Source organism: Rhodohalobacter sulfatireducens (genome assembly GCF_022012475.1).
In the GTDB taxonomy this organism is placed as follows: domain Bacteria; phylum Bacteroidota; class Rhodothermia; order Balneolales; family Balneolaceae; genus Rhodohalobacter; species Rhodohalobacter sulfatireducens.
This window is the reverse complement of record NZ_JAKLWS010000046.1, coordinates 21354-29964: the sequence shown is the minus strand read 5'-3', so window position 1 is coordinate 29964 and position 8611 is coordinate 21354. Positions and strand designations below refer to the sequence as shown.

Annotated in this window: 8 protein-coding genes and 1 pseudogene; 5 read left to right on the top strand and 4 right to left on the bottom strand. The window is 42.2% G+C overall.

The window, feature by feature from the left end; translation table 11 throughout:
• Window positions 1-293: 293 nt before the first annotated feature.
• Together L6773_RS19910 and L6773_RS21850 are read left to right on the top strand one after the other, a co-directional pair.
• Window positions 294-473, top strand: coding sequence for a nucleotidyltransferase family protein (locus L6773_RS19910; RefSeq protein WP_237856366.1), 180 nt, complete (start codon window positions 294-296; stop codon window positions 471-473).
• Window positions 470-810, top strand: a pseudogene (locus L6773_RS21850) (HepT-like ribonuclease domain-containing protein). Before L6773_RS19910 ends, L6773_RS21850 begins: the two are co-directional and overlap by 4 nt.
• Before the next feature lie 112 nt (window positions 811-922).
• Here the strand turns inward: L6773_RS21850 and vapC are convergent.
• Window positions 923-1318 (bottom strand): type II toxin-antitoxin system VapC family toxin, encoded by a 396-nt coding sequence (gene vapC / locus L6773_RS19895; protein ID WP_237856364.1) that lies wholly within the window; start codon window positions 1316-1318, stop codon window positions 923-925.
• Window positions 1315-1512 carry a type II toxin-antitoxin system VapB family antitoxin gene (locus L6773_RS19890; RefSeq protein WP_237856362.1) on the bottom strand — a complete coding sequence of 66 codons (198 nt, stop codon included), beginning with the start codon at window positions 1510-1512 and terminating at the stop codon, window positions 1315-1317. Before L6773_RS19890 ends, vapC begins: the two co-directional genes overlap by 4 nt.
• Before the next feature lie 413 nt (window positions 1513-1925).
• On the opposite strand from L6773_RS19890, the gene L6773_RS19885 reads away from it, so the two are divergent.
• The 3 genes from L6773_RS19885 to L6773_RS19875 all read left to right on the top strand — a co-directional run bounded on the left by L6773_RS19885 (window position 1926) and on the right by L6773_RS19875 (window position 5067).
• The gene (locus L6773_RS19885; protein ID WP_237856360.1) at window positions 1926-2327 is read left to right on the top strand and encodes a hypothetical protein; all 402 of its coding nucleotides are present in this window, start codon (window positions 1926-1928) and stop codon (window positions 2325-2327) included.
• Complete coding sequence (locus L6773_RS19880; protein WP_237856358.1) at window positions 2328-3245, top strand: helix-turn-helix domain-containing protein; 918 nt, start codon at window positions 2328-2330, stop codon at window positions 3243-3245.
• A gap of 469 nt (window positions 3246-3714) precedes the next feature.
• Window positions 3715-5067, top strand: a complete 1353-nt coding sequence (locus tag L6773_RS19875) for a M28 family peptidase (protein ID WP_237856356.1) — start codon at window positions 3715-3717, stop codon at window positions 5065-5067.
• Between the two features lie 195 nt (window positions 5068-5262).
• On the opposite strand, the gene L6773_RS19870 is transcribed toward L6773_RS19875, so the two are convergent.
• Both L6773_RS19870 and L6773_RS19865 read right to left on the bottom strand, forming a co-directional pair.
• A complete protein-coding gene (locus L6773_RS19870) occupies window positions 5263-7563 on the bottom strand; it encodes a beta-galactosidase (RefSeq protein WP_237856355.1) in 2301 nt (766 codons plus the stop codon).
• Between the two features lie 198 nt (window positions 7564-7761).
• A complete protein-coding gene (locus tag L6773_RS19865) occupies window positions 7762-8379 on the bottom strand; it encodes an FMN-binding negative transcriptional regulator (RefSeq protein WP_237856354.1) in 618 nt (205 codons plus the stop codon).
• Between the last annotated feature and the right edge of the window lie 232 nt (window positions 8380-8611).

Sequence of the window (8611 nt, the reverse complement as noted above, 5' to 3'; positions counted from 1 at the left end):
GACCAGATGATCCGCACAAGGTTGGTTAACAATGGCTTCGTGCTGACCAGGTTGGTCTTCGGAGTCAACTAAATAGAAACGGGCTGGCAGCACAACCGCCAAACCGTTAATGACACTTTAAACCTGAATTATTCTGAAACCTAAATTCATTTATCTTTTCTTATATTGGGGTTATACTCAAAACCAGACAGTATGAATAACCTCGAACACATCAAATCACAGATTAAACCGATTCTGAAAAAGTACGGTATTAAAAAGCCGGAATCTTCGGGTCTTCTGCACGAGGTGATTCTGTGGTGAACGATCTGGACCTGCTTGTCAAAATCGATAAAAAGATGAGCTTGCTGGAGTTCATCGGGATTCAACAGGAACTGGAAGACAAATTAGGTATGAAAGTTGATCTTGTAGAATATGAAGCCCTTAAGCCAGCATTGAAGGAAGATATCCTAAGGGATGAAGAACCTGTGTTATGAGCAAAAGAAAGCCAGATGTCTATCTTCAGGATATTTTAGAGAGCATTGAACATATCCAAAGATTTCTTGATGGTGTTTCTGAAGATGAATTTTATAATAATGTAGAGAAACAGGACGCTGTACTTAGGAGATTGGAAATTATGGGGAAGCCGTAAAGCACTTTCCTGAAAAAATTAGAGAAGATCATTCTGATATCCCCTGGCGCCAAATTGCCGGGATGAGGGATATCATTATTCATGAATATTTCGGTGTCACACTCAATATGGTTTGGATTGTAGCAACTGATGATATTTTGGATCTCAAAGCGAAAGTCGTAGAGATCGTCGATTCAATCTAATAAGGAGTTCGGCCATTAACCAGCGGTTCGTAGCTGACCGGTTCAGTTTTGTAGCCTTACTCCGAAATATGTCGTCCGGCAGCACAACCGCCAAACCGTTAGGTGTACAACATCAACCACTGTAAATCTGTAGAGGCAGCTGAGTTGCTATCTGGTCGAAGTCTTTATCATTGTGTAGCAACTCCACTTCGTGTTCGATGCACCAACTTCCAATGAGCATATCTACAGTTTTGCGAATTGTTACTCCTTTTGATCGAAGAAAACGAAAACTAGATGCTGCTTTTATGGCCAGTGATTTTCCTCCAAGATGAACACAGTCTAATGGCTCAAGGGCTTGTTTAGCTAATTGAAACTCTTTGTCACTATCGAAACCTTGTAGAATTTCGGTAAGAATAATGTCTCCCAAGAGAACTGACTGTTCAGAAAGGATTCGGTCAAGGTTTTCGGTTTGCTTGTTTTCTACGCCGTTGAAATAATCAATCCATACACTGGTATCTACTAAAATCACTTCTCGTCGGTCCTCATATCCTCTAAATCACCTTTCCAGTGCAATTTACCACGCAGTTCTTTGATATTTTCTTGCTTTTTTCGCTGTACTAACAATTTCAAGCCCTCTTCCACAGCATCTTTTTTCGTTTTTAATCCACTCAGCTTTAAAGCTTCATGCATCAAGTCGTCATCGATCACTACATTCGTTCGCATACAGGTACCGATTAAGTTAATGTGTATATTTTACTAATCTATACACACAACTGCTAATTTCCTAACTTTATTGTACACCTAACAAGGTGCTTCAACGGGAAGCGCCTCACCGGGACCTACTCGTTTTTATTATGCTGGCGACAACTCATAACCTGGAAATTGTATCAACGCTATTTTGCGCGCCCGCTGTCCTCTGGGGCGTTATAGGGTTACCGTGAATGCACTCTTTTATTCATAACATAAGCTGAGGTTTTACCTCTCATAGGACATATCATTTCAGCATTTTTTCCTCAATATTAGATACAAGACAAAAATCACGTCAAAAAGAATACAATAATCTGCAATTAGAATACAGAATTGGTTTAGGCATCATTTAATTTTCTACTTCTTTTAAAGTAATTAAAACGAATTAAATGGATATTGTATCAAGAATATATTTAGTCATTTTAGTAGCTTGGTCTGCAGTAATGCTTGTTTGGGGTCTTGCCGGTTTTTATGAATATTTTACCGGCACAACACCCATCATAAAACTTCAAAACAGTGCTTATCCAGGCGGACTTCAGTTTGTACACTGGTTTTTGATTAGTCTGACCGGTGGTACATTTTTAATTGGTTATTTAACGCACTGGAGTTGGACTCCATTTGCCATGATACTCTTATTTTCAAATTTAACCGTAATGTGTACCATCCAAACGTTTGATTTTATGTCAGACCAATGGAGTTTAAATGCATACATTGGGGAATTGATATTTTACCTGGCTACTTCTCTATTCCTTATCTACTCTACTGTTTCAAAATCACATTTCTCGCCATAAATGAAACAAGAGATTATACAGATTGCAAGTATTCACGAAATCCATCAATTTTTAGGCCTGGGAAAACCTAAACATCCATTAATCTCTGTATTCAAATTTGGGCAAGAGCAGAGTCATTCGATCAATGAAAACTTTAAATATTCTTTGGGTTTATATCAGATCAGTATTAAGGGGAACTGTCCTTATACGATTTCAAAATACGGTAGAAATTCCTACGATTTTCAGGAATGTTCTATGGTATTTACATCACCAAATCAGGTTTTAGAAGTTAACAATGCCTACAAAATAGAAGATGATGATTGTTGGACTTTGGTATTTCATCCGGATTTAATCAGGAAATCGGAACTTGGGAAGCAAATTGATGATTTTTCCTTTTTCAATTATGCGTCAAATGAAGCCTTACATTTATCTGGCGAGGAACGAAAGACAATTACAGATATTTCACAAAAAATTATAAAAGAGTATAGTCAAAATTTAGACAGGCACAGTCAAACACTCATCATATCAAATCTTCAATTGTTATTAAATTACTGTGTCCGTTTTTACGATCGACAATTTTATACCCGTACAAATCTGAACAAAGATGTAGTAAGCGAATTTGAAGAAGTGTTAAAAGCCTATTACAAATCGGATAAACAAGTAGAATCAGGCATCCCATCTGTTCAAGTTTGTGCCAGAAAGATGAATATATCACCAAGATATTTAAGTAATTTATTGAGAAAAGAAACAGGTAAAAACACACAAGAGCACATTCATCACTTCATCATTGAAAAAGCAAAAACATTGCTTTTGGGCTCTTCAAAGAGATCAAGTGAAATCGCCTATGATTTAGGCTTCGAATATCCACAGTATTTCAGTAAGCTTTTTAAAAAATGCACCTCAATGAGTCCAATTGAATACAGGCAGAATTTTAACTAAATAAGCCCAGTGCCTAACAATGTAAAACGATAGCGTTTTAAGTATAACCATGAGTCGTTTTTTATATAATTGAGGCATATTGAAGACTTAAAAGTTATTGTTTAAAAACCAAAAAACGATCCCTTGTCTTAACATAGCACACAAAAGTGCCGCTGTTTTAGTGGATGTTTCTGAATATCAGCGCATGATTGACAAAATCGATTTGACGCAGGAGTTAATTGAAGCAGAGCGACAAATAGCGCGTGGAGAAGTTCTTTAAATAAAGAAGCAAAAAAGAAAACTTTGGTCCGAGTAAGTCGGACAAGTTATCTTCCTGAAGCATGGTGGATTTCGTATAGTTTTTACTCAGCGGAACTCAGCGATTCATCTGCGAAAATCTGCAAGAAACCAACAAACCGGATAAATTTAATCCCATCTTTTCTTAAGTTCATGACTAAATCTTCGAATCATTCATGAACCAACTCCTCCTATGAAACGATTTTTACTTTTCTTTTGCTCTCTCCTGTTCACACTCTCCGCACACGCACAGGAATTTCCCGATGACCCACAAATGTATTCTATCATCGATTCCGTAATTGCTGAGCGGATTGAAGCTGATATCCGAACATTAGCCGGATTCGGGACTCGGCATACGATGTCAGACACCACATCAGACACACGTGGAATCGGTGCGGCCCGGCGGTGGATTAAAGAGGAATTTGAGGCGATCAGTACCGATTGCAACGGCTGCCTGGAAGTCTATGAACATCGGACTTTTGTTGAGGGCGATACAACCAGCCGAATTGATGAGGATACGTGGGTTGTCAATGAGTACGCCATTTTAAGAGGTACCGCGCATCCCAACCGATATGTAATCATGAGTGGCGATATCGATAGTCGGGCGTCGGATGTGATGGATGAAACGATTGACGCGCCGGGAGCTAACGATAATGCCTCAGGAATGGCCGGAACCATTGAAGCGGCAAGAGTTTTATCGCAGTATGAATTTGGAAGCAGCATTATATTCGCGGGTTTATCCGGAGAAGAACAAGGCCTGTACGGCGGTGAATTCCTGGCGGAAAAAGCCGCTGAAGAAGATTGGGAGATCATAGGAGTTCTGAACAACGACATGATCGGTAATATTGAAGGTGTGGACGGTGTGATTGACAACCGCACTTTTCGAATTTTTTCAGAGCCTTATTCTGCCAGGGCAACAGAAAGGGAGCTACAGTTAAAACGATTTTACGGGGGTGAAAATGATGGCATTTCGCGTCAGCTTGCACGGTACATTTATGAATCGACAAAAGCCTACATGCCCGAAATGAATCCCATGCTGATCTATCGACTGGATCGATTTGGGCGCGGAGGGCATCATCGGCCGTTCAATGAAGCCGGGTTTGCGGGCGTGCGAATTATGGAAGCCCACGAAGATTACACCGAACAGCACCAGGATATCCGAACAGAAAACGGCATTGACTATGGCGATGTAATCGAAGAAGTTAATTTCGATTATGCCAAGAAACTGACGGCCGTAAACGCGGTTGCACTGGCATCTTTGGCGAAAGCACCACCGGCTCCTAAGAATGTAGAAATTGGGGGTATCGTTGAACCGGCAGCGACTCTTCGATGGGAGAAACCCGATAGTGAATTGGTTAAAGGCTACAAAATCTACTGGCGCCTGACGACCGAACCTTTATGGACCAATTCACGATATGTTGGAGATGTCAGTGAACACACACTCGAAGGAATCGTCATAGACAACTACCTTTTTGGTGTCTCAGCTGTTGGTAACGATGGGTATGAAAGTGTGGTTTCCTATCCCGGCGGGTTGATTGAAGACTAAGTTGATTGGTTCTCGCAGAGTTGCAGCGGAGTTTTACGCAGAGTTTCGCAGAGTTTTAAAATCTCCCCTCTTGGGAGGGGAAAGTGAAATGAGCGTTCAGCGAATGAACTCGGGGTGGGTTTGCCTTGATTACGAGAACACACCCCTGATACTTCCGCTCAACGCTCCGGCATCTGTCCCCTCTCAAGAGGGGAATTATCTATGAATCTCCCATACTCTCGCATCCCGACCGGGAAGATTTGTCTCAATCAGCAAAACTCCATCATCATCAGTTTCCAATGTTGATTCTTCTTTCTGAGTCAACTCTCTCAACGAGTAATTTCCATTCTCCTCCATCTGCAGAGTGATGCTCACCTCCTCCTCCGTTTCCGCATGATTAACGGCAAAAAGCAGGTACCCATCCTCATTATCCTGGAGCTGGATGTCTATGATAGCAGAATCGCTGCCATCGTGAGAGCTTGTAACTTTTCGCTCAATGTCAGCCCAATCTGCCAGTCCTTTTATAAACACTGAATTTCCTTCATTGAGGTCGGGGTGATTTGCCAGCCCTAAAAATGTCCCGATCATCATCGCCTCGCCTTCTCCAAATTCGTGAACGGTGATGGCCGGTTTACCTGTCAGGCCCAATGTGCCGAGTATCTGAATTTTTGATCCGGCATAGGGTTTAAAACTACTCCCGTAAAGTGTACCTGTCAGGTTTTGGCCGGCCTGAAGGGGTTGTGTTGCAGGGTGATCACGATCCATGATTGGAAATTCGAGCGGTTCTTCACGCATCCACACCTGGTCTTCATATACACCGAACACTTCAGCAAGTCCCATACCCGGGATTCGTTTTGAGGCATATCCCCGTTCATCATTCCATGCTGTCCGGACTTCGGCCACGGCATGTCCACCATTATCAACAAACTGTTTGATACCGTCGGAAGCTTCATCAGTCAACATCATCGACCACGGAAGCACCACCAATTTATACTGAGATAAGTCTTTCTCCTCCAGATCTTGCCGATGGATGAAATCAACAGGGATATTATTTTCGGCAAATACGCGGTAGTAACCGATCAACGAATCATGGTGTCCGCCCGGATAATCGGATCGTCTTTGTGCACCACCCACCATTTGTGATAATGGGTTGTACACAATCGCTACTTCAGCCGGAACCGGTTTGGATTTCAGGAACAGGTCGTTGTTCTCCGTAACCGTTTGGGCGATTTCCCCAACATTGTACGCACGGTCGGTAAGTGTCCCGTCCTGGTTGATCAAACCATACCCTCCGGATTCATACCCGGATGACATCGGGTGATAGGCATATATATTTACTCCTCTCGCCCCTTTTGAAATTGCTGTCCACGCCCAAACGTTGTGGTCACCGGGCGTAACCGGGTCGCTTACCAACAGGGCAATCGTACCTTTCCCGGCCTGCATCTCTCCTACATACCAGCCGTTATTGTCGATATTCGCGCTGCGGGTGAAATCCATCATATTCATCACGCGCCATGCCGGCCAGTGTCGCTCAGGGTGATTATGCTTCGGATAAATCGAGACTCCGTAATAATCAACGGCATCGGACATCAGGAAATCATCTGTGGCTCCCACTCCCATATGTGGAGATATAATAATTGAGGAAACGGCGGCATGAGAGGTAATTACATTCGAGTGATCAGCTTCCCGAACAGCATTGTACCTGTCTGCCAGATCTTCCTGTAGTTTCTCGTAAATAAACGTTTTCCAATCCAGGTAATCGGTGTAGCTCAGAATGGTACTGAATCGCGGGGGGCTTACCTGGTTCCATGAGTTGAAACTTCGGTGCCAGGCAGTATTCAGATTATCCAGTGACCCATATTTATCCCGCAGCCAGTTTCGGAAACGTTCTTGCGTATAACTGCAGTAACAGAATTGCGCATTCTGCACGTAATCTATGTTCGACCAGTTGATGATGTGCGGCTCGCTCCACAGATCCCACCCGTAAAAATTGTCGTATTCATTGGCTACTCTGGCGGTCTCGGTATAGAAATCCATCATCGCTTCGTGTACTCCGGCATGATCCACACAATAACCAGGCGCGGCTTGTGGTTCAACTTGAACTCCGCTTTGAGTCGTAAACTTTGCATCTGAAAACTGACTTCCAAGCCACTCCGGTGCTGAATCCGCATATACCTGGATAAACACTTTCAAGCCCACTTCATCCGCCAATCGCATCAATAATCGCAAATTATCAAAGTGATACTCCCCTTCCCTCGGTTCAACCCGCTGCCATTCCACCCAGGTCCGGACTGTATTAAATCCCAAATCTTTGATCTGCTGCAGGTCTGCTCTCCACTCTTCTTCAGATTCCGGGGTGATTTCAGAGAGCATCGGGGCCCGGGCATCTCCCCCGCTGTACCATACCGAAAACGGTAAGAAATCGGGTTCATAAACTTGGTCAGGGTGTGGTTGAGCAAATGAAAGCAGAGGTAATAGAAGAAAAACAAGAGACAGTGAAAGCCAATTGGAGCGCATAGTGTTATCGGTAATAGTTATGATGAATTTTTGTATGGGTATTTAAAAAATAGAAAAACCATATAAGAGAAGTCAGAAATTTTTTGAGTATGAAGCTTTAGGCCATCCCCCATTTGGGAAAAGCACCCAAATTTCCCTCTTCGTAAGGGGATTTAGGGGGATGATAGCCTAATCGAAGTCTCTCGTTCTATCGTCGATTTACTTCCCATGCTCTTTCTTAATTGATTCAGCTAAACACCTTGCTGCGGGATCATTCTGTTCTTCGAGGTGTTTAATCGTCGATTCAACATCTTCCTCTTTATAACCTTGGTGTAATTTTGCCACCCCTTCTATATGAAACGGCTCTGCCCAAAAGCCGGTAATGTGTGGAAAATGATCATCTATCATTTTCTTTGGAATCTCATCAAAAAAAAGTGGCTTCTCCTGATCTTTTTCAAACCGGTGGACAAGTTTTTTGAGTGATGATTCAAGTTCATCATCGGTTTGTACAGTTATCTTTGCATTCACATGAACTGCTGCATAATCCCACGTACTTATGTTGTTCTTTTGATACCACGATGAGGATACATACGCCTGCGGCCCATGGAAAATAAGGAGAGCTTCAACACCATCCTTTAAATATTTCTTCTGTTCATTGAAATGATCTGATATGTGGCCGAACAACCTGAATGTAGCTGACTGGCCCTCAGCCAGTATCGGTATATGGGTTCCCAGTAATCGATCCCCGTTTAGTACAAAGGTGGCAAACGGGTGGTTGACTATGAAATTAAAAATATGATTACGGTTCTTTTTGAGATATCTCTTTTTGCTGTACATAATTTTAGTTTAACAGTCTAACCCAACACATGTTTACAGTTCTGAAACGTTCATCCAAATTCGCCTTTCAAACACCTCACTCTCACAATATCTAAAAATGCAGTGTTAGAATTCATCTGTTCGTAAATATTAAAATTTATTAATAAATTAGTTGAATTGTTTTTTGGTACGGGGTAACCATGCGTTAAATCTGTGTTTATACATAAATATCAATCTATACTTCTTAAACTAC